Origin of the sequence: Ramlibacter pallidus (assembly GCF_015070875.1) — a bacterium.
In the GTDB taxonomy this organism is placed as follows: Bacteria; Pseudomonadota; Gammaproteobacteria; order Burkholderiales; family Burkholderiaceae_C; genus Ramlibacter; species Ramlibacter pallidus.
On sequence record NZ_JADDIV010000004.1, the window covers coordinates 545,834 to 564,152 of the forward strand.

Annotated in this window: 15 protein-coding genes; 5 read left to right on the top strand and 10 right to left on the bottom strand. The window is 70.1% G+C overall.

Going from position 1 to position 18,319, the window contains the following annotated elements; all coding sequences use genetic code 11:
* The first annotated feature begins 1 nt into the window (after nucleotide 1).
* Nucleotides 2-835 (top strand): class III extradiol dioxygenase family protein, encoded by an 834-nt coding sequence (locus tag IM787_RS15975; RefSeq protein WP_193677670.1) that lies wholly within the window; start codon nucleotides 2-4, stop codon nucleotides 833-835.
* Here IM787_RS15975 and IM787_RS15980 read toward each other — a convergent pair.
* From IM787_RS15980 to IM787_RS16000, 5 genes are read right to left on the bottom strand one after another with little or no spacing between them, the layout of a single operon-like run.
* Nucleotides 832-1,722, bottom strand: a complete 891-nt coding sequence (locus tag IM787_RS15980) for a LysR substrate-binding domain-containing protein (RefSeq protein WP_193677671.1) — start codon at nucleotides 1,720-1,722, stop codon at nucleotides 832-834. The two genes, IM787_RS15975 and IM787_RS15980, sit on opposite strands and share 4 nt — an antisense overlap.
* Nucleotides 1,723-1,758: 36 nt before the next feature.
* Nucleotides 1,759-2,922, bottom strand: a complete 1,164-nt coding sequence (locus tag IM787_RS15985; protein WP_193677672.1) for an acyl-CoA dehydrogenase family protein — start codon at nucleotides 2,920-2,922, stop codon at nucleotides 1,759-1,761.
* A gap of 2 nt (nucleotides 2,923-2,924) precedes the next feature.
* Nucleotides 2,925-3,308, bottom strand: coding sequence for a cupin domain-containing protein (locus IM787_RS15990; protein WP_193677673.1), 384 nt, complete (start codon nucleotides 3,306-3,308; stop codon nucleotides 2,925-2,927).
* Nucleotides 3,305-4,537 (bottom strand): CaiB/BaiF CoA transferase family protein, encoded by a 1,233-nt coding sequence (locus IM787_RS15995; RefSeq protein WP_354004427.1) that lies wholly within the window; start codon nucleotides 4,535-4,537, stop codon nucleotides 3,305-3,307. The genes IM787_RS15990 and IM787_RS15995 overlap by 4 nt, the downstream gene beginning before the upstream one ends.
* Nucleotides 4,534-5,493, bottom strand: a complete 960-nt coding sequence (locus IM787_RS16000; protein ID WP_193677674.1) for a Bug family tripartite tricarboxylate transporter substrate binding protein — start codon at nucleotides 5,491-5,493, stop codon at nucleotides 4,534-4,536. The genes IM787_RS15995 and IM787_RS16000 overlap by 4 nt, the downstream gene beginning before the upstream one ends.
* A gap of 166 nt (nucleotides 5,494-5,659) precedes the next feature.
* Between IM787_RS16000 and IM787_RS16005 the strand changes: the two genes are divergently transcribed.
* On the top strand, nucleotides 5,660-5,902 hold the full coding sequence (locus IM787_RS16005; RefSeq protein WP_193677675.1) for a hypothetical protein: 243 nt from the start codon (nucleotides 5,660-5,662) through the stop codon (nucleotides 5,900-5,902).
* Between the two features lies 1 nt (nucleotide 5,903).
* Here IM787_RS16005 and IM787_RS16010 read toward each other — a convergent pair whose 3' ends face one another.
* The 4 genes from IM787_RS16010 to dnaG form a co-directional block, all read right to left on the bottom strand.
* On the bottom strand, nucleotides 5,904-7,040 hold the full coding sequence (locus IM787_RS16010) for an NAD(P)/FAD-dependent oxidoreductase (RefSeq protein WP_435531163.1): 1,137 nt from the start codon (nucleotides 7,038-7,040) through the stop codon (nucleotides 5,904-5,906).
* A gap of 54 nt (nucleotides 7,041-7,094) precedes the next feature.
* Nucleotides 7,095-7,532, bottom strand: a complete 438-nt coding sequence (locus IM787_RS16015) for a hypothetical protein (RefSeq protein WP_193677677.1) — start codon at nucleotides 7,530-7,532, stop codon at nucleotides 7,095-7,097.
* Nucleotides 7,533-7,722: 190 nt separating this feature from the next.
* A complete protein-coding gene (rpoD, locus tag IM787_RS16020) occupies nucleotides 7,723-10,113 on the bottom strand; it encodes an RNA polymerase sigma factor RpoD (protein ID WP_193677678.1) in 2,391 nt (796 codons plus the stop codon).
* A gap of 237 nt (nucleotides 10,114-10,350) precedes the next feature.
* A complete protein-coding gene (dnaG, locus tag IM787_RS16025; RefSeq protein WP_193677679.1) occupies nucleotides 10,351-12,201 on the bottom strand; it encodes a DNA primase in 1,851 nt (616 codons plus the stop codon).
* A 78-nt stretch (nucleotides 12,202-12,279) separates the two neighbouring features.
* On the opposite strand from dnaG, the gene IM787_RS16030 reads away from it, so the two are divergent.
* The 3 genes from IM787_RS16030 (at nucleotide 12,280) to IM787_RS16040 (ending at nucleotide 17,293) form a co-directional block, all read left to right on the top strand.
* Nucleotides 12,280-13,926 carry an acyl-CoA synthetase gene (locus IM787_RS16030; RefSeq protein ID WP_193677680.1) on the top strand — a complete coding sequence of 549 codons (1,647 nt, stop codon included), beginning with the start codon at nucleotides 12,280-12,282 and terminating at the stop codon, nucleotides 13,924-13,926.
* Nucleotides 13,927-14,007: 81 nt separating this feature from the next.
* Nucleotides 14,008-16,188, top strand: coding sequence for a sulfatase-like hydrolase/transferase (locus IM787_RS16035; RefSeq protein WP_193677681.1), 2,181 nt, complete (start codon nucleotides 14,008-14,010; stop codon nucleotides 16,186-16,188).
* Nucleotides 16,175-17,293: a formylglycine-generating enzyme family protein gene (locus IM787_RS16040; RefSeq protein WP_193677682.1), complete on the top strand. Its 1,119-nt coding sequence runs from the start codon at nucleotides 16,175-16,177 to the stop codon at nucleotides 17,291-17,293. The genes IM787_RS16035 and IM787_RS16040 overlap by 14 nt, the downstream gene beginning before the upstream one ends.
* A 22-nt stretch (nucleotides 17,294-17,315) precedes the next feature.
* Here IM787_RS16040 and IM787_RS16045 read toward each other — a convergent pair whose 3' ends face one another.
* Nucleotides 17,316-18,296, bottom strand: a complete 981-nt coding sequence (locus IM787_RS16045) for a tripartite tricarboxylate transporter substrate binding protein (protein ID WP_193677683.1) — start codon at nucleotides 18,294-18,296, stop codon at nucleotides 17,316-17,318.
* Nucleotides 18,297-18,319 lie beyond the last annotated feature (23 nt).

The window sequence follows — 18,319 nt, forward strand, 5'->3', positions numbered from 1 at the left end:
CATGGCCAGGATCGTCGGTGGGCTGACCACCTCCCACGTGCCCGCCATCGGCGGCGCCATCGCCAAGGGGCTGCAGGGCGAGCCCTACTGGAAGCCGTTCTTCGACGGCTTCCTGCCGGTGCACCGCTGGCTGGACGAGGTGAAGCCCGAAGTGGCCGTCGTCTTCTACAACGACCACGGCCTGAATTTCTTCCTGGACAAGATGCCGACCTTCGCGGTCGGTGCCGCTCCGGAGTACCGCAACGCCGACGAAGGCTGGGGGATCCCGACGCTGCCCCCGTTCCAGGGCCAGCCGGACCTGTCGTGGCACATCATTGAGCACCTGGTGGAGCGCGAGTTCGACGTGACCACCTGCCAGGAGATGCTGGTGGACCACGCGTTCACGCTGCCGCTCAAGCTGTTCTGGCCCCAGGGCGTGCCGGTGACGACCGTGCCGGTCTGCATCAACACCGTGCAGTTCCCGCTGCCGAGCGCCCGCCGCTGCTACGCGCTCGGCCAGGCCGTCGGCGAGGCGATCCGCTCATGGGACAGCGACAAGCGCGTCGTCGTGATCGGCACGGGCGGCCTGTCGCACCAGCTCGATGGCGAGCGGGCGGGCTTCATCAACAAGCCCTTCGACCTGAAGTTCATGGACAGCCTGGTGAACGATCCCGAGTGGGCGACCCAGTACAGCATCCACGAGCTGGTGGAAAAGACCGGCACCCAGGGCGTGGAACTGCTGATGTGGCTGGCCACGCGCGGCGCCGTCCCGGGCCGGGTGCGCAAGGTGCACACCAACTACCACATCCCCATCTCGAACACCGCCGCGGGGATGATGGCGCTGGAAGCCCTCTAGGGCCGGGCCTGCAGCTGGTCGCGCGCCGCCTCGACGAAGGCGGCCACCAGCGGGGAGCCGCGTTCGCCGTTCCACGCCATGACGGCCGCCGCCGTCGCACCCGCGCCGCGGATCGGCACCAGGCGCGCCCCCGCGATGCCCGCCTGCACCAGGGATGCAGGCACCAATGCCACGCCCGTCCCGGCCGCGACCAGCGCCACGATGCTGAGCCACTGGCGCGCGGCGTGCCGCGTGCGCGGGTGCACGCCCGCCCGGCTCAGGACGGCGACGACGTTGTCGTGGTTCGCCGGCGCGACGTCGCGCGCGAACATCACGAACACCTCGTCGGCCAGCTCGCGCAGGTCGACGTCCGCGTGCGCCGCGAGCCGGTGCGCGGCGGGGAGGCAGCACACCAGCGTGTCGTCGGCCAGCGGCAGGGCGGACAGCGGCGGCGGCACCGTGGCCGCGTTGACGAAGCCCACGTCCAGCTGCCCGTGCAACAGGGCCTCGACCTGCTCGCTGGACGACAGCTCGCGCAGCTGCACCTCGATGTCCGGCAGCCGGGCGCTGAAACCGGCCACGATGCGCGGGACTTCGCGGTAGATCATCGAGCCGGTGAAGCCCACCTCGAGCCGCCCGCGCTTGCCGGCGGCGACCGCGCGCGCCGTCTCGCTCGCGGAGGCCACCCGTTCCAGCACCAGCCGGGCCTCCTTCAGGAAGGCCGCGCCCGCCGGCGTCAGCGCGACGTGCTTGCTGCTGCGTTCCAGCAACTGCACGCCCAGTTCGTCTTCCAGCGCCTTGATGGCGGAGCTCAGGGGCGGCTGGGTGATGGACAGGCGCTGCGCCGCGCGGCCGAAGTGCAGCTCCTCGGCCAGCACGACGAAGTAGCGCAGCAGGTGGGTCTTCATGCCGCCATGATTGCATGGGCGGCCGCGCCAAGCGGCTCAATACGACTTCGGCAGGCCCAGCACCTTCTCGGCGATGTAGCAGAGGATCAGCTGCGGGCTGACGGGGGCCAGGCGCGGGATCCAGGCTTCGCGCAGGTAGCGCTCCACGTGGTACTCGCGCGCATAGCCCATGCCGCCGTAAGTGAAGATCGCGTTCTCGCAGGCGCGGTAGCACGCCTCCGCGGCGAGGTACTTGGCCGCGTTCGCTTCCGCGGCGCAGGGCCGGCCCTGGTCGTACAGCGTGGCGGCCTTGAACACCATGAGCTGCGCGGCCTCGAGCTCGATCCAGGAGCGGGCCAGCGGATGCTGGATGCCCTGGTTCATGCCGATCGGGCGGTCGAAGACGACGCGCTCGCCGGCATACTGCGCGGCCCGCCGCAAGGCCGCCTGGCCCAGCCCCACGGCTTCGGCGGCGATCAGGATGCGTTCGGGATTCAGGCCGTGCAGGATGTAGCCGAAGCCCTGGCCCTCCTCGCCGATGCGGTCTTCCACGGGCACGCGCAGCCCGTCGAAGAACACCTGGTTGGAGTCCACGGCCTTGCGGCCCATCTTCTCGATTTCGCGCACCTCGACGCGGCTGCGGTCCAGGTCGGTGTAGAACAGGCTCAGGCCTTCGGTGCCGCGGCACGCCTCCACCGGCGTCGTGCGCGCCAGCAGCAGGATCTTGTTGGCGACCTGGGCGGTGGAGATCCACACCTTCTGCCCGGACACCACGTAGTGGTCGCCGTCACGCACCGCGCGCGTCTTCAGCTTCAGGGTGTTGAGGCCCGTGTTCGGCTCGGTCACGCCGAAGCAGGCACGGTCCTGTCCCTGGATCAGGCGCGGCAGCCAGCGGGCCTTCTGCGCGTCGCTGCCGAAGACGACGGCGGGGTGCAGGCCGAAGATGTTCATGTGCACGGCCGACGCGCCGGACAGGCCGGCGCCGGTCGCCGAAATGGCGTGCATCATCACCGCGGCTTCGGTGATGCCGAGACCGCTTCCACCGAAGGCCTCCGGCATCGCGATGCCCAGCCAGCCTGCCTGCGCGAGCGCCGCGTGGAAATCGGCCGGGAAGCCGCCTTCGCGTTCGCGCTGCAGCCAGTAGTCGGCATCGAAGGGCGCGCACACGCGCTCCACCGCGTCCCGGATCTGCTCCTGCTGCGGGCTGAGCGAGAAGTCCATGCTCAGGCCGCCTCGCGGACGACCCTTGCGGGGTCTTCGAGGTAGGGCGGCGTGTACACCACCAGCACCTTGGCGGGTTGCTCGCTGGTGACGGTGAACACGTGCGGCTCGCCGGCCGGGAAGAAGCAGGCGTCGCCCGGCGCCATGTCGAAGCTGGCGCCACCGACCTGCGCCCGCGCCGTGCCCTGCAGCAGGTAGCAGGCCTGCTCGATGCCAGGGTGCGCGTGGGGCAGGGCGCCCCCGCCGCGGGCGATGGTGCCGAGCACGATCTCCATGTGCCGCGCTCCGTTGGCCGGGCCGATGAGCCGCTGGTTGCGGGTGTGCTCGTGGTTGGCGGGGGCGTAGGCGGGCACCTCGGCGCCGCGCACGAAGTACTTCGGGTTCATGGCGTGTCCTCCTGGCGGGCGGCGCCGGTGGCCAGCATCCCCGCGATGTCGGTGGCGGTGAAGCCCAGTTCGCGCAGGACCTCGGTGGAGTGCTGTCCGAGGCGCGGTGCCGGCGCGGGGTCCCAGTCGCCGAGTCCGTGCCAGCGCGTCGGGCGGCCCGTGGCGCGCAGGCGGCCTTCGCTCGGATGGTCGACGGTGCGCACGAAGCCGGTGGCTGCGTGGTGCAGGTCGTCCAGCAGGTCCCCGGGCGCGTTCATCGGCATGTTGGGCACGTCGGCCGCATCGAGCAGCGCGCGCCAGTCCGCCGTCGTGCGTTCGCGCAGGATGCGCGCCACTTCCCCGTAGACGGCATCGATGTTCTGCGCGCGGGCGCCATGGCTCGCGAAGCGCGGATCGTCCATGCGCTGCGGCTGCCCGATCGCCTCGAAGAAGCTGCGCCAGTGCTTGTCGTTGTAGGCCAGCATGCAGAGGTGGCCGTCCCGCGTGCGGTAGGGCCGGCGGTGCGCCGTCAGCAGGCGGGCATAGCCGGCTTCGCCGAGCGGCGGGTCGAAAGCGAGGCCGGAGAGATGGTCGCCCAGCACGAACTGCGTCATCGCCTCGAACATCGGCACGACCACCGCCTGCGCTTCGCCGGTCCGCTCGCGGGCGAACAGGGCGGAGGTCACGGCGTAAACGGCATGGAGGCCGGTCACGCGGTCGGCCAGGGTGACCGGGGCGTAGCAGGGCGCCTCGCTGCCGTACTGCTGCATCAGCCAGGGGATGCCGGTGGCGCCCTGGATCAGGTCGTCGTAGGCCGGGCGCGCGGCGTAAGGGCCCTGCTGGTCGAAGCCGCAGCAGCTGACGTGCACGATGCGCGGATGGCGCGCGCGCACGCTCTCGAAGTCGAGTCCGAGCCGCCGCAACGCCTGCGGCCGCACGTTGCTGACCAGCACGTCGCTCGCTTCGGCCAGCCGCAGCGCGGCCTCGCGCGCCGCGGGCTGCTTCAGGTCCAGCACCACGCTGCGCTTGCCCTCGTTGGCATTCAGGAAGATGTGGCCCATGCCGGGGTGGCGCATGGGGCCGACGTGCCGCATGTTGTCGCCCTCCGGCGACTCCACCTTGGTGACCTCCGCGCCCAGCGACGCGAGGATCTGCGTGGCGAACGGACCCATGATGACCGAGGTGAGGTCCAGCACCCGCACCCCGGCCAGGGGGCCGCGGCTCGCGCCTGCTTGCTGCGGCTTCGTCACTCCGGCTTGATCCCCGCCTGCTGGATGAGGCGCGTCCAGTGCACCAGCTGGTCCGCCACGTACTTCGTGAACTCCTCCGGCGTGCGCGAAGGCCAGACCTGGAAGCCGATGCCGGCCAGCTTGTCCTGCACCTCCTTGTCGGCGAGGACGGCCTGCATCTCGGCGTGGATGCGGTCGACCACCGGCCGCGGCAGGCCCGCAGGGCCCAGGATGCCGTTCCACGAGGTCAGGTCGAAGTCCTTCACCGTGCGCCCGATCGGCGGCACCCCCGGCAGCATCTGCGACTCGTGCGCGGTCGTGACGCCGAGCGTGCGGATGCGGTCCGTCCTGAGCATCGCCATGCCGGAGCCGAAGTCGGTGACGTACACCTGCACCGTGCCGGCGATCAGGTCCGTCATCGCCTGCGGGCTGGACTTGTACGGCACCGCCTGGATGTCCACGCCGGCGATCCGCTTGATGCTCTCCATCGCGACCAGCGAGGTGCTGTTCGGGGTGGCGTAGGACAGCTTGCCGGGATTCGCCCTGGCGTGGGCGATCAGCTCCTGCATCGTGCGCGCCGGCACCGAAGGATGCACGGCCAGCGCGAACGGCAACTCGCCCACGCGCACGATCGGCGTGAAGTCCTTGATGGGGTCGTAGCGCAGGTCCTTGAAGAGGCTGGGGTTGGCCGAATGCGAGGTGTTCGTCGTCATGAACAGCGTGTAGCCGTCCGGCTTCGCCTTGGCGACGTACTGCGCGCCGAGCTGCGCGCTGGCGCCGGGCTTGTTGTCCACCAGCACGGGCTGCTTGAGGCGCTCCGACAGCTTCTGCGCCACGGTGCGCGCGACGGCATCGGTGCCGCTGCCCGCCGCGAACGGCACGACCAGGGTGACCGGCTGGGTGGGATAGCCCTGGGCCAGGGCCGGGGCGGCGGCACCAGCGGCCAGCGCCAGAACCAGCGGAACAAGGATGCGCATCGTCTGTCTCCTGTCGCCGCTTCTGCTGCGGGCGTGAGCGGCATCCTCGGCGCGGCGCCGGCGGCTGTCCAATTCGGATTTCGGCTCGCTTCATACGCGCCGCGAATCCTTGTCCCGGGCCGGAGGCGGGCGCATACTGGAAGCGTCCCGGCCAGAGGAGGGACGCATGGGCCAAGCGCAGCGGCCGGCACCGCCCGGCCAGGAAAGTTTCGACCGGTCGTGCGCCTACTGCGGCGCGCGCTTCCGCGTGCGCATCGCGCACGGCCCGTTCGCGGACCATGCGGAGGAATACGCCTGTCCCGAGTGCGGCAAGCGCTACGAGACAGGCGCGGCACACGCCCCCGTGGTCGAGCTCGTGCAGCCCCGGCAGGACGGCAAGACCGACCGCTACCAGGACACCCTGTTCTGAATCAGCGCAGGCGCGCCGGGCCCAGCATCGCCGGCGTCAGGCCGAAGTCCGAGATCCGCTGCGGCAGCGGTTCGCCGCGCGCCAGCGCAGCGCAGGCTTCGCCCATCGCCGGCGAGGTCTGGATGCCGTAGCCGCCCTGCGCGGCCACCCAGAAGAACCCGGGTGCCGCGGGGTCGAAGCCGCCGACCAGGTCGCCGTCGGCGACGAAGGAGCGCAGCCCGGCCCAGGTGCGCGCGGGCCGGCGGATCTCCAGCGTCGTCATGTCCTGGATGCGATCGATGGCGAGCGCGATGTCCATCTCTTCGGGCTGGACGTCCTGCGGCACCACCGGATCGGCGTTCGCGGGCGATCCGAGCAGCATCCCGGCGTCCTGCTTCACGTACCAGGATTCGTCGGCGCTGATCAGGCAGGGCCAGGCGCGCGGGTCCATGCCGGGCGGCGGCGCGAACGTGAACGCGGAGCGGCGCTTGGGCTGCAGGCCGATCGTCGCGACGCCGGCGAGTTTCGCGACCACGTCGGCCCAGGCGCCGGCGGCGTTGACCAGGACCGGCGCGCGCCAGCGGCCCGCGGGCGTCGCCACCTCCCAGTCCGCACCGACACGCGCGACCTGCGTAACTTCCGCGTCGCACACCACCTCCCCACCGGCGCGCCGCAGCCCGCGCAGGTAACCCTGGTGGATGGCGTGCACGTCCATGTCCATGGCATCGGGTTCGAGCACGGCGCCGACCAGGCGCTCGGTCCGCAGGACCGGGACCAGCTCGAAAGCCTGTGAAGGGGTGAGCCGGCGTGCCTGCGGCGTCATGGAGCGCAGCAGGTCCCAGTGCGCCTCCAGTTCCGGTTCCTGCCCGGGCTGCGCCACCAGCATGCAGCCGCGCGGACCGAGCAGCGGGTGTTCGGCGAATCCGGACGGCGGCGCGTCGAAGAAGGCGCGGCTCGCGCGCGTCAGCGCCCGGACTTGCGGCGTCCCATAGCTTTCGAGGAAGAGCGCGGCGGAACGGCCGGTGGAGTGGTAGCCGGGTTGCGACTCGCGTTCCAGCACCACCGTGCGGCCATGCGGCGCGAGGAAGAAGCCGATGGAGGCGCCGGCGATGCCGCCGCCGAGGATGAGGAAGTCCGCGCTGGCCGTCATGGCGCGCATTCTAGGCAGCGGGCGGGCACGCCCTCCCGCATGTCGGGGAGGGCGGCTTGCCGATCAGCGGTAGCGGCGATCGTTCGGCCAGCGGTCCTGGGCGTCGGCCACGCCGTCGCCGTCACGGTCCCAGGTGCGCCCGGCGTACCCGTAGGTCGTGGTGCTGTAGGTGGTGGTGCCGTACACCGGACGACCCCACTGGTCGTAGCCGATCACGCCGTGGTTGCCGGCGTTCGGCTGCACCAGGACCTGGCGGCCGTAAGGGTCGACCATGACCTGCCGTCCGTACGGGTCGACGTGGACCTGTCCGCCGTAGCTGCCCTGCGGGTACGGATAGTTGTTGTGGTTGCCGTAGGCGCCGTAAGGCTGGGCGCCCGCCACGACCGCCGGGATGGGCGCGCTGTAGCCGGGATACCCGTAGCCGCCGTAGTACTGCGCCGAGGCGGCGCCAGCGAAGGCCAGCGCGCCGGCCGCCGCTGTCGCAAGGATGAACTTCTTCATGGGGGATCTCCTGTTGAGGGGCGAAGCTCTCGCTCCGCATGGCTTCATTGCACGCGGGATTGCGGAGCGGTCCGGGCGGCGCCCATGCGGTCCCCGCGTGCGCCTTGCCCGACAGTTGGCGTAGGCGCTGGCTGCTCAGCGGCGGCAGGCATGAAAAAAGGCCCCGAAGGGCCTTGGCGGAACGTGCTTTTTACAGCGTGTCGATGAACGACCGCAGCTTGTCCGACCGGCTCGGGTGCTTCAGCTTGCGCAGCGCCTTCGCCTCGATCTGGCGGATCCGCTCGCGGGTGACGTCGAACTGCTTGCCGACTTCCTCGAGCGTGTGGTCCGTGCTCATCTCGATGCCGAAGCGCATGCGCAGCACCTTGGCCTCGCGCGGGGTGAGCGAGTCGAGGATGTCCTTCACCACGTCGCGCAGGCCGGCCTGCATGGCGGCCTCGATCGGCGCGGTGTTGCCGGTGTCCTCGATGAAATCGCCCAGGTGGGAATCGTCGTCGTCCCCGATCGGCGTCTCCATGGAGATCGGCTCCTTGGCGATCTTCATGATCTTGCGGATCTTGTCTTCCGGGATCTCCATCTTGGCCGCCAGGATGCTGGCGTCCGGCTCGAAGCCGAACTCCTGCAGGTGCTGGCGCGAGATGCGGTTCATCTTGTTGATCGTCTCGATCATGTGAACCGGGATGCGGATCGTGCGGGCCTGGTCCGCGATCGAACGCGTGATGGCCTGGCGGATCCACCACGTCGCATAGGTCGAGAACTTGTAGCCGCGGCGGTATTCGAACTTGTCCACCGCCTTCATCAGGCCGATGTTGCCTTCCTGGATCAGGTCCAGGAACTGCAGGCCGCGGTTGGTGTACTTCTTGGCGATGGAGATCACGAGGCGCAGGTTGGCCTCGATCATTTCCTTCTTCGCCTCGCGCGACGAGGCCTCGCCCTCGTTCATGCGCTTGTTGATCTCCTTGAGCTCGGCGAGCGGCACCACCACGCGCGACTGCAGGTCGGCCAGCTTCTGCTGCAGTTCCTGGATGGCGGGCACGTTGCGGCCGATGATCGAGCTCCACGGCTTGCCGGCGGCGGCCTGTTTCTCCACCCACTTCTGGTTCAGCAGGTTGGGCGGGAATTCCTTGATGAAGGTTTCCTGCGGCATGCCGCACTTGTCCACGATGATGCGGCGCAGCTCGCGTTCCTTCTTGCGCACGTCGTCGACCTGGCCGCGCACCATGTCGCACAGCTTCTCGATGGTCTTGGCCGTGAAGCGGATGGTCATCAGCTCCTCGGACAGGGCGTGCTGCGCCTTCTGGTAGGCGGGCGTGCCCCAGCCTTCCTTGTCGTAGATCTTGTGGACCTTCTCGAACAGGGTGGCGATGCGGTCGAAGCGCTCCAGCGCCTGCGCCTTCAGTTCCTCCAGCTTTTTGGTCAGCGCCTTGGAGCCGCCCGAGCCGTCGTCGTCGTCGTCCGCGTCGAACTCGTCGAAGTCTTCCTCGGCGACGTAGTCGTCGGCTTCGTTCGGGTTGGAGAAGCCGTCCACCACCGTGGAGATGACGATCTTGCCTTCGCGGATCTCCTGCGCCATGCGCAGGATCTCGGCGATGGTGGCGGGCGAGGCGGAGATCGCCTCCATCATCGCCATCAGGCCGCCTTCGATGCGCTTGGCGATCTCGATCTCGCCCTCGCGCGTGAGCAGTTCCACGGTGCCCATCTCGCGCATGTACATGCGCACGGGGTCGGTGGTGCGGCCGAACTCGCTGTCGACGGTGGACAGGGCGGCTTCGGCTTCCTCTTCGGCTTCTTCCTCCGTCGCGGCGGTGGGGCCGGTGTTCGTCAGCAGCAGCGTCTCGGCGTCGGGCGTCTGTTCGTAGACGGCCACGCCCATGTCGTTGAGCATCGAGACGACGACTTCCAGCGTCTCGGCGTCGACCAGCTTCTCGGGCAGGTGGTCGGTGATCTCGGCGTGCGTCAGGTAGCCGCGCGTCTTGCCCAGCTTGATCAGGCTCTTCAGGCGCTGGCGGCGCTTGAGCATTTCCTCTTCGGTCAGGACGGTCTCGTCCAGGCCGAATTCCTTCATCAGCGCGCGTTCCTTCGCCTTGCTGATCTTCATGCGCAGCGGCTTGGCCTTTTCGGCCACCGCGGCGACTTCCTCGACGATCGGCTCGCCGTCCTCGAGGTCGGCCTCGACGTCGCCCAGGTCGACGTCGTCCTCGGCGGCGGGGCCCTTCGGGTCGGCTGCCTTCGGCTTGCGCCCGCGCTTGGCACCCGCCTTGGGCGGCGTGTCCACTTCGGCGCTCGCCTTGGGCGGGCGGCCGGGCTTCTTCTTCGCCGGTTCGTCGGCGACGGCGGTCGTCTTGGCGACCTTCTTGGGTTCTTCCTTGGCAGAGGCCTTCTCGGCCTTGGCGGGGGACTTGGTGGGCACGGGCTGGGCTACTTTCGTTGCGGGCTTCGCGGCGGCCTTGGCAGCCTGCTTCGGGTCGTTGCGGACGACCTTCAGCGGGGCCTTGGCGGCAGACTTGGAGGACGGTTGGACTGGCTTTCGGTCGGCGGGTTTCGCGGCAGGGGACGCCTTGGCGGACTTTTGAACGGGCATAAGACCTCGGAACAGAAGCAGAAAAAAGCGCCACGACAACCCGGCGCGGGTGAGACGGGCCGACCTGGGGCCCTCAGCGGCAAGATGGGTGGGCGAACATTTGGTGTGCAGTCCTTGCGGTGATGTGGCCTGCCCGCTTGGTGGGGCTCCGCGCGTGTGCACGGCTGGCCGGTCCGGAGGTGCTGCTGTCGCTCTTGCCGCGTAGCAAACCCTACATTATAGGGTTGTCGGCCGATTTCAAGCCTTGGGGCCCGTGATTTGGGCTTGCTGCAACGCCTGTTGCCTCCGGGTGAGGCTGTAGAGCTGCTCCATCCGGGTGGGCTCCGTGGCCGGCAGCCGGGCCACCCGGGCGATCTCCTCGGCCACCGCGTCGAGGTGGATGCCGATCATCGCCCGGCGCAGGTCCCAGGCGCCGATCTCCTCGAAGTCGTGCGCCTTGCCGCTGGGCTGCATGTCGTCCAGCGTGACCAGGCGGGCGGCGAGGTCGCGGAATTCCTGGCCTTCCAGCGCCAGCTGCAGGACGGCCCAGGGCTCCGCCCCATGGTCGTGGTGGCGGTTGTCCAGCCAGGAGAAGAGGTCGCCATGGGGCGGCTGCAGCTCGCACAGCAGGTGGTGGTCCTCGTTGGTCAGGGCTTCCCATGCCTGCGAGTTGCGAAGCACGGCCCGTGCGATCAGCTCCGCCAGGGCGACCGATTTCGGCTTGATGACCTGGCGGCGGCCCGTGCCGTAGGCGCGCTCCTTGTACGGCGAGTCGTTGCGGCGCCGCTGCTCGCGCGGGGGCGCGGCGGGGCGCCCCAGGCCCCAGACGTCCAGCAGGTCCGTCGGGCCCAGTTCGGCCCGCTGGGCGATATCGGCCAGGATCTGCTTCTTGAGCGCGCCTTCGGGAAGCAGCTTCCACAGCGGGCCCGCGTTGCTGACCATGCGCGAGCGCCCTTCGGCCGTGGCCAGGTCGCAGTCCTCCGAGGCCGCCTCCAGCAGGAACTGGCTCAGGGGCACGGCCTGGCGCACGAAGCGGGCGAAGGCGTCGGTTCCGTGCTCGCGGATGTAGCTGTCCGGGTCGTGCTCGGGCGGCAGGAACAGGAACTTCACCGTGCGCACGTCGCTGGCATAGGGCAGGGCGCCGTCCAGCGCCTTGCGGGCCGCCCGCCGGCCGGCGGCGTCGCCGTCGAAGCTGAAGACCACGCTGTCGGTGAAGCGGAACAGCTTCTGCACGTGCTCGGTGGTGCACGCCGTGCCCAGCGTCGCCACGGCGTTGGGGAAGCCGAGCTGGGCCAAGGCGACGACGTCCATGTAGCCCTCGGTCACCAGCACGAAGCCGTGCTCGCGCAGGGCGTTGCGCGCCTCGAACAGGCCGTAGAGCTCGCGGCCCTTGCTGAAGACGGGCGTCTCCGGCGAGTTGAGGTACTTCGGCTTCTCGTCGCCCAGCACCCGGCCGCCGAAGCCGATGCACTCGCCCTTGACGTTGCGGATCGGGAACATCACCCGGTCGCGGAAGCGGTCGTAGCGCTTGTCGTCCTCCTCGTTGACGATCACCAGGCCGCTTTCGGCCAGCAGGGGATCGTCGTAGTTCGGGAACACGCCGGCCAGCGTGCGCCAGCCTTCCGGGGCGTAGCCCAGACCGAACTGCTTCGCGATCTCGCCCGAGACCCCGCGCCGCTTGAAGTAGTCGATGGCGCGCGGCGAGGTTTTCAGGTGCTTGCGGTAGGCGGCGCCGGCCTTTTCCAGCACGTCGGACAGCGTGGACTGCTTCTGGCGCTGCTCCTGCTGGCGCGCGCGCTCGGCCGGCGAGAGGTCGTCCTCGGGCACCTGCATGCCGTACTGGCCGGCCAGGTCCTTCACGGCCTCGACGAAATTCATGCCGGCGTAGTCGATCAGGAAGCCGATGGCATTGCCGTTCTTGCCGCAGCCGAAGCAGTGGTAGAACTGCTTGGACGGGCTCACGGTGAAGGAGGGCGACTTCTCCGTGTGGAAGGGGCAGAGGCCGGAGAAGTTGGCGCCGGTCTTCTTCAGCTGCACGTGGCGGCCGACGATCTCGACGACGTCGGCGCGCGCCAGCAGTTCCTGGATGAAGTTCTGGGGGATCGCCACGGGGGTGAGGTTAACTCCGAACGCTTCCACCCCCGGGAGGGGCTAACCTTCGGGAGGCAAGAACCGGAGACAAGAACGATGACGTCCATTTTCGACCAGGACCTCCCCCGCGACGCGGCGAACTTCGCGCCGATCTCGCCGCTGTCCTTCCTGGAGCGTGCCGCCGACGTCTACCCGCAACGCGTCGCCGTGGTCCACGGCCCGCTGCGGCGCACCTGGGCCGAGGTGGACGCCCGCTGCCGGCAGCTGGCGAGCGCCTTGCAGCGGGCCGGCCTGGGCAAGGGCGACACCGTGGCCGTGATGCTGCCGAACGTCCCGGCCATGGTCGAGGCGCACTTCGGCGTGCCCATGGCCGGCGCGGTGCTGAACACCCTGAACACGCGGCTGGACCCCGAGGCGATCGCCTTCATGCTGGACCACGGCGAGGCGAAGGCGGTGATCGTGGACCCGGAGTTCGCCCCCGCCATGCAGAAGGCGATCGCCCTGCGCCGGGACGCGCGGCCGCTGCTGGTCGTCGACGCCGAGGACGCGCTGTTCACCGGCGCCGCGCAGCGCATCGGCACCACCACCTACGAAGCGTTCCTCGCGGGCGGCGACCCGGCGTTCGCCTGGGAACTGCCGGCCGACGAATGGGACGCCATCGCCCTGAACTACACCAGCGGCACGACCGGCAACCCGAAGGGCGTGGTCTACCACCACCGCGGCGCCGCGATCAACGCGATCTCCAACATCCTCGAGTGGGACATGCCGAAGCACCCGGTGTACCTGTGGACGCTGCCCATGTTCCATTGCAACGGCTGGTGCTTCCCCTGGACGATCGCGGCGCGGGCCGGCATCAACGTGTGCCTGCGCAAGGTGGAGGCGAAGGCCATGGCCGACGCCATCCGCGAGCACGGCGTGACGCACTACTGCGGCGCGCCGATCGTGCACGGCCTGCTGGTCAACGCGCCGGACGGACTGAAGAGCGGGCTGCCGCGCGGCGTGAAAGCGATGGTGGCGGGCGCCGCGCCGCCCGCCTCGCTGATCGAGGGCATGGAGACGCTGGGCTTCGACCTCACCCACGTCTACGGCCTGACGGAGGTGTACGGCCCGGCCACCGCTTGCGCGAAGCACGCCGAGTGGGACGGGCTGGACATCGGCGAACGCGCCCGCCTGAACGCCCGGCAGGGCGTGCGCTACCACCTGCAGCGCAGCGCCCGCGTGCTGGACCCGCAGACGATGGCGCCGGTGCCATGGGACGGCGAGACCATGGGCGAGATCATGTTCCGCGGCAACATCACGATGAAGGGCTACCTGAAGAACGCGAAGGCGACGCAGGAAGCCTTCGCCGGCGGCTGGTACCACACCGGCGACCTCGCGGTGCAGTACCCCGACGGCTACATCAAGATCAAGGACCGCAGCAAGGACATCATCATCTCGGGCGGCGAGAACATCTCCTCGATCGAAGTCGAGGACGTCCTGTATCGCCATCCCGACGTGCTGGCGGCGGCCGTCGTCGCCAGGCCGGACCCGAAATGGGGCGAGACGCCTTGCGCCTTCGTGGAGCTGAAAGTTGGCGCGAAGCTCACCGCCGAGGAGGTCGTTGCGCATTGCCGCAAGCACCTGGCCGGCTTCAAGGTGCCGCGCGCCGTGGTGTTCGGCGAGCTGCCGAAGACGTCCACCGGCAAGATCCAGAAGTTCGAGCTGCGCAAGCAGGCCGGCTCGGCCGCCGCCATCGACGTCTGAGCGCGCCTCCCCGAACAAGGGGGGGCGCCAAGGACGCCGGGCCGGTAGATTCCACGGCTTCGACACACCCGGGAGCGCGCGATGCGAAGCGATGCAAGCGTGGGATCGTCCGCCATCCGGCGCCTGCTGCTGGCCGGTGCGCTGCTGCTGCTCGCCTCCTGCGGCGGCAGCGGCAGCGGCGGCGGCTCCGCGGCGGGCGCACAGCCGCCCAACATCCTGTTCGTCATCATGGACGACGTCGGCGTCGACCAGATGGCATCGTTCGGTTACGGCGGACCGGTGCCGCCCGCCATGCCCAACATCGACGCGGTGGCGGCCGCCGGCGTGCGGTTCCGCAATGCCTGGTCGATGCCCGAGTGCTCGCCCGGCCGGGCGGCTTTCTTCGTCGGGCGCTTCCCGCACCGCACGAACATCTACCAGGCCATCGGCCCGAACGACCTGGCACAGTCGCAGGTGTCGCCGTATGACATGACCGTGCCCAAGTTGCTGAAGCAGGCCGGCTACCAGAGCGGGATGTTCGGCAAGTTCCACCTGGCCGGCCCCGACCACAATGCCGCCGGCCACGGCACGCCGGCGGTGCTGGGCTGGGACCACTTCACCGGATGGATCGCCGGCGTGCCGGCGTCGATCGACACCACCGCCGGCGGCGTCGCGCCGGCGCGGACGCACACCTGCGGCTTCGTGCCGCCGGCGGGCCAGCCGGGCGGGGCCGACACGGGCGCGTGCTACCGCCCCGACGGCACCTGCAGCGTGATGTCCCGCGCGCGCCCCGCCGAGGACGCGGCCGGGCTCCAGTGCCTCGCCAGCGGCGGCATCCTGGTGCCCAACCAGGCCTGCGGCACGCCGCCGGCCGGCCTGGACTTCCGGCGCGAGAACGCCTACTACGTGTCGCCGCTGGTCGTCATCGAAGGCCGGCGGGTGGAGCAGGTGCCGCTGGACGACCCGCGCGGCCGCGGCTACCGCACGCGCATCGAGGCCGACGCCGCCATCGCCTGGATCAAGGCGCGCCCGTCGAACCGTCCCTGGATGGCCACGGTCAGCTTCAGCGCCGCGCACACGCCGCTGCAGCAGCCGCCCCGCGCGCTGGTGCCGCACAGCGGCCACGCGGACAAGGACGCGCTGGACTGCAACGGCCTGCTGGCCGGGCGTGTCCTGCAGAACCAGATGACCGAAGCCCTGGACACCGAATTCGGCCGCCTCCTGGTGGAGACGGGCCTCGCCCGGCGCGCGGGCGACGGCTCCCTGCAATACGACCCCAAGGCGAACAACACCGTGATCGTGATCGTGGGCGACAACGGCAGCATGGGTTTTTCGGTGAAGCCGCCGTTCAACGCGCAGCGCGCGAAGGGCACCACCTACCAGACCGGCATCTGGGACCCGCTGATCGTGGCGGGGCCGCAGGTGGCGCAGCCGGGCCGCGCGGTGGAGCACATGGTCAACATGGTCGACGTGTTCCAGCTGTTCGGCGAACTGGCGGGCATCGACGTGCACAAGGCCGTGCTGCGCACGGTGGATTCGGTGGCGCTGCTGCCCTACCTGGCACGGCCGGAGCAGGCGGGCCTGCGCACGCTGAACTTCGCGCAGAGCGGGTTCAACACGCAACCGGGCGGCGGGCGCAACGGGCCCTGCGTCATCAACTCGGCGTGCACGCAGATCCCGATGACCAAGAGCGTCTGCGAGGACAACAGCGGCGTGTGGTGGGGCAAGGACTACACCGACCCCGCCGTGGTCCCGAACGGAGGCCAGGGCTACGCGGGCTGCTGCCAGGTGAACCAGGCGCTGCACCGGTCGGGTCAGCCGCAGGTCGCCGTGCTGCCCGAGTTCTCGAGCGCGCTGCGCAACGCGCGCTACAAGGTCGTGCGCAACACCACGCAGGTCTACGACAGCGCCGCCGACAGCTGCGGGCCGGTGACCACCAACGAGTTCTACGAGATCGACCAGGCCGCGCCGGCGCCGCTGCTGGACGATGCCGACCGCAACCTGATGCTGGCGCCGCTGTCGGGCGAGTTGCGGCGCGTCTACGACGAACTCACGGCGAAGCTGGATGCGATGCTGGCGTCCGAGCCGCCGTGCGCGGGCGACGGCAACAAGGACGGATTCGTCGATGCCGAGGACGTGGCGAACTGGCGCGCGATCGCGGCGGAGTGGGGCCTGTCCAGCGTCTACGACTTCGTGGTCGACGCGCTCACGCGCGCGGACGACGGGCAGGCCATCCTGCGCAACCTGGGCACCACGTGCCCGAAGAGCCATGGGTACTACTGACGCCCGCACGGGGCGTCGGCGCCTGCTCGTGGCCGGCGCCGCGGCGGCGGCATCGGCGGCTGCGGGCTTCGCGGGCTGGCGGGCCCTCGCACCGGCCGGGCCGCGCCGCCCGGTGGTGCGCATCGGCGATGGCGTGGCCACCCCCAGGGACATGGCCTGGATCCCGGCCGGCATGTTCCTCATGGGCAGCGACCACGCGCTGGCGCGCTTCGACGAACGTCCCGCGCATGCGGTGCGCCTGCGTGCGTTCTGGATGGACGTGACGCACGTGACGAACGACCAGTTCGCCGCGTTCGTGCGCCGCACCGGGCACGTGACGACCGCGGAACGCAAGCCGGATTGGGAGACGGTGCGCGTGCAGCAGCCTCCGGGCGTCCCCCGGCCGCCGGACGATGCGCTGGTTGCCGGGGCGATGGTGTTCGTGGGAACGCAGGCGCCCGTACGGCTGGACGACGCGTCCCAGTGGTGGCGCTTCGTTCCCGGGGCCGACTGGCGCCATCCGCAAGGGCCGCAAAGTTCGATCGAAGGCAAGGGCGACCATCCGGTGGTCCAGGTCAGCCATGAGGACGCACTGTCCTATGCGCGCTGGGCCGGGAAGCGCCTGCCCACCGAGGCGGAATGGGAGTTCGCCGCGCGCGGCGGCCTGGAGCAGGCGACCTACGCCTGGGGCGACGACCTCGCGCCGCGCGGCGAGCGCGAGGCGAACCACTGGGACACCCGGCAGCGTCCCTTCCCGGTGGTGCGGCCGGAGGCGGGCGGCGCCGCGGGCACGACGCCCGTGCGCACCTTCCTGCCGAACGGGTACGGGCTGCACGACATGACGGGCAATGCCTGGCAATGGGTGGCGGACTGGTACCGCTCGGATGCGTTCGCGCGGCAGGTGCGCGCTGCCCGCGGGCCCGTTGACGACCCGCGCGGGCCGGGCGAGTCGTTCGACCCGGCCGATCGCGGCGTGCCGGCCGGCGCGCCGAAACGCGTGATCCGCGGCGGGTCCTTCCTCTGCAACCCGGACTACTGCCTGTCGTTTCGCCCCAGCGCGCGCCGCGGCAACGATCCGTTCAGCCCGATGTCGCACCTGGGCTTCCGGCTGGCGAGGGACGCCTGAACACGCCCTTCGTGCCGGGAGGTCAGGTCTTCATCGCCAGGCCCAGGCGTTCGATCAGCACCTTCTCCTTGACGTACTGGTCGCGGATGAACTTCTCGTAGTCGGCGCTGTTCATGTAGATCACCGACTGGTCGTACTTCTCGAAGGCGGACAGCACGGCGGGGTCCTCGAGGGTGCGGCGGAAGGCATCGTGCAGCCGCCGAGTGATCGCCGGATCCAGGCCCTTGGGCGCGCCGATGCCGAAGGGCGATTCGGAGATCGTGTCGAAGCCGAGCTCGTTCAGCGTGGGCACGTTCGCCCACTTCTTCGTGCGCTTCGATCCGTAGGTCGCGAGCAGCCGCGCGGTGCCGCCGTCGACGTGGCCCGACCAGCCGGTGGAGTCGCTGTGCGCCATCGTGTGGCCGCCCAGCATGGCCTGCATGCCGTCGGCGAAGCCCTTGAAGGGCACGTGCTGCAGCTTGATGCCCGCCTTGTCCGCGAACTCCTCCACCGCCAGGTGCGGCGTGGTGCCCTGGCCCGGCGAGCCGTAGGTGAACTTGCCCGGGTTGGCCTTGGCGTAGTCGACGAGGTCCTTCACCGACTTGATCGGGGAGTCGGCCTTGACCACCATGCCGAAGGTGTACCCGGTCATGTTCAGGATGTACGTGAAGTCCTTGAGCGGGTCGAACTGCATCTTCTGCATGTGCGGCAGCCGGGCGACGCCGATCGTGAGCTGCGACAGGGTGTAGCCGTCCGGAGGTGCCTTCACCAGTTCGTTCGGCCCCAGCATGCCGCTGGCGCCCGCCTTGTTCTCCACGATCATGTCGCCGCCCAGCCCCTTGCCCGCGCTCTGCGCGATGGCCCGCATCACCGCGTCGGTCGCACCGCCGGCGGGCCAGGGACAGATCAGCTTGATGGGCCGGTTCGGGTAGCCGGACTGCGCCAGCGCGGGGAGGGCGACGGCGGCGGGGGAGGCCAGCGCCGCCTGCAGCAGGCGGCGGCGGAGTCGGTCGGGACCTTGCATGGGCTGTCTCCTTGGGGTGGGCC

What these genes read in the sequence shown, in the direction of transcription:
- IM787_RS16000 (WP_193677674.1), bottom strand. Translation starts at nt 5,493, where the DNA reads ATGCGCATCCTTGTTCCGCTGGTTCTGGCGCTGGCCGCTGGTGCCGCC.
- IM787_RS16015 (WP_193677677.1), bottom strand. Translation starts at nt 7,532, where the DNA reads ATGAAGAAGTTCATCCTTGCGACAGCGGCGGCCGGCGCGCTGGCCTTC.
- IM787_RS15980 (WP_193677671.1), bottom strand. Translation starts at nt 1,722, where the DNA reads ATGAAGACCCACCTGCTGCGCTACTTCGTCGTGCTGGCCGAGGAGCTG.
- IM787_RS16030 (WP_193677680.1), top strand. Translation starts at nt 12,280, where the DNA reads ATGACGTCCATTTTCGACCAGGACCTCCCCCGCGACGCGGCGAACTTC.
- IM787_RS15985 (WP_193677672.1), bottom strand. Translation starts at nt 2,922, where the DNA reads ATGGACTTCTCGCTCAGCCCGCAGCAGGAGCAGATCCGGGACGCGGTG.
- IM787_RS16045 (WP_193677683.1), bottom strand. Translation starts at nt 18,296, where the DNA reads ATGCAAGGTCCCGACCGACTCCGCCGCCGCCTGCTGCAGGCGGCGCTG.
- IM787_RS15975 (WP_193677670.1), top strand. Translation starts at nt 2, where the DNA reads ATGGCCAGGATCGTCGGTGGGCTGACCACCTCCCACGTGCCCGCCATC.
- IM787_RS15990 (WP_193677673.1), bottom strand. Translation starts at nt 3,308, where the DNA reads ATGAACCCGAAGTACTTCGTGCGCGGCGCCGAGGTGCCCGCCTACGCC.
- IM787_RS16040 (WP_193677682.1), top strand. Translation starts at nt 16,175, where the DNA reads ATGGGTACTACTGACGCCCGCACGGGGCGTCGGCGCCTGCTCGTGGCC.
- rpoD (WP_193677678.1), bottom strand. Translation starts at nt 10,113, where the DNA reads ATGCCCGTTCAAAAGTCCGCCAAGGCGTCCCCTGCCGCGAAACCCGCC.
- IM787_RS16035 (WP_193677681.1), top strand. Translation starts at nt 14,008, where the DNA reads ATGCGAAGCGATGCAAGCGTGGGATCGTCCGCCATCCGGCGCCTGCTG.
- IM787_RS16005 (WP_193677675.1), top strand. Translation starts at nt 5,660, where the DNA reads ATGGGCCAAGCGCAGCGGCCGGCACCGCCCGGCCAGGAAAGTTTCGAC.
- IM787_RS16010 (WP_435531163.1), bottom strand. Translation starts at nt 7,040, where the DNA reads ATGCGCGCCATGACGGCCAGCGCGGACTTCCTCATCCTCGGCGGCGGC.